The 1,477-nt window shown below is 36.2% G+C and carries 1 protein-coding gene, 1 rRNA gene and 1 pseudogene; 2 read left to right on the forward strand and 1 reads right to left on the reverse strand.

Annotated elements, in window-relative coordinates; genetic code table 11:
- Both rrf and FTT75_RS16085 read left to right on the forward strand, forming a co-directional pair.
- A 5S ribosomal RNA gene (gene rrf / locus FTT75_RS15620) occupies positions 1-103 on the forward strand; the annotation flags it as partial.
- 733 nt (positions 104-836) lie between these two features.
- A complete protein-coding gene (locus FTT75_RS16085) occupies positions 837-995 on the forward strand; it encodes a transposase (protein ID WP_180186818.1) in 159 nt (52 codons plus the stop codon).
- A 48-nt stretch (positions 996-1,043) separates the two neighbouring features.
- On the opposite strand, the pseudogene FTT75_RS15630 reads toward FTT75_RS16085, so the two are convergent.
- A pseudogene (locus FTT75_RS15630) lies at positions 1,044-1,349 on the reverse strand (roadblock/LC7 domain-containing protein); the annotation flags it as partial.
- Between the last annotated feature and the right edge of the window lie 128 nt (positions 1,350-1,477).

A 1,477-nucleotide genomic window follows, 5' to 3' on the forward strand; every position in this document is an offset into this window, starting at 1 on the left:
AGCAAGAGTGAACCACCTGATCCCTTCCCGAACTCAGAAGTGAAACCTCTTTGCGCTGATGGTAGTGTGGGGTTACCCATGTGAGAGTAAGTCATCGCCAGCTCATTATTCGAAACACCCCCTGCATAAGCAGGGGGTGTTTTTTTTGTGTATTTAAAATAATCAAGTTATTATTTAAATCTCAAGCTTTTCAAAAAATGATTGAGATATGTTCAAGTTTAGCTATCAAGATAGTTAGAATAGGACTAAGTGCTAGGTCTTTATTTAATAAATCCTGTGATAGCTTTCTTAGGTGTTACTGGCATGATTTAGATATTAGAATAGAAATTGTTAGAGTAATTGATAAAGATAACCGATTATTTGCTGAGAGCAGTTCGGTATCGTTCAGATATTCATTAGCGAGTGAGTCTTTTCATAACATTTGGTGATTTCAGCGTCGTGGATATTCGTTTTAGTCGTTGGCCTAAAATAGGTGTGTGGCAGAGAGTCTTTGAAGTGCTGTCACATGACAGTGACAATAAATAGCCATGTTCGACTCCACCATTGTGCTCATCAACACAGCGCTGGGGAAGAAAAGGCGATCGGACGGAGGAAAGATAACTTAAGTACCAAAATGCGTGCTCATAATGATGTCTTAGGCAATCCAATAAAATTTTATCTTACTGTTGCTGGGCAAGTTCATGATTTAAATGGTGCTGATATATTGCTGGACTTATTATTCAGTCAAACTTAGCCCATAGATAAACCCTAAAAGTCTAAAGATCGAATAATTGTTCCAATCCATAAAATTAATGTTTAAGGCGTGATACCCTCTAAAAATAACGCTATGAGTCAAGGTGATTATAAACCGATATTTTTATAAAGCACGGCATTTGATCGGGAACTTTTTTGCCAAGCTCAAACAGTATCGTGTTATTACCATACGCTATCATAAATTAGTTCAAAACTTTTTGTCAGCAATTTATCTTGCCTCAACAATAATTTGGCTTAATTGATGACAGATCATAGTTTCATAAATATAAATAGGATATAGCATTTAAAACCTAAATTTTAATTTTATATGCTGCAATATCAGTGCTAGCTTTTTTGGTTGCGTACAGTAGCTGACCCAGTAAAACTTCTTTGGAAGAAAGAATGACTATAAGCATTGGAAAACTAGGATGTTGAGTAGATGCCATAACAGCCTTACCATTATCTGCATCTAGGGTTATGCTCTGGCATCCTGTAAAATTAATTTCATTCATAAATGCATGAATCATAGCCAGAATTGAACTACTTACAGCCGCAAGTTTTCCATGATTTTCAACATCCTTTTTATGCACTGACGCAAGTTCAAAACCATCTGAAGAGGGCTTTGTTGCACAAACCTAGCATCAAAAGCTTATTCAGCAATATAATTTCAAAATGAATAAGCCTGCCTCTAAAATCTACCGTACAACCAATTGGTCATCCTATAACCGAGCCTTAATTAACCGAG

The organism is Acinetobacter sp. YH01008 (assembly GCF_013420435.1).
In the GTDB taxonomy this organism is placed as follows: Bacteria; Pseudomonadota; Gammaproteobacteria; order Pseudomonadales; family Moraxellaceae; genus Acinetobacter; species Acinetobacter pseudolwoffii.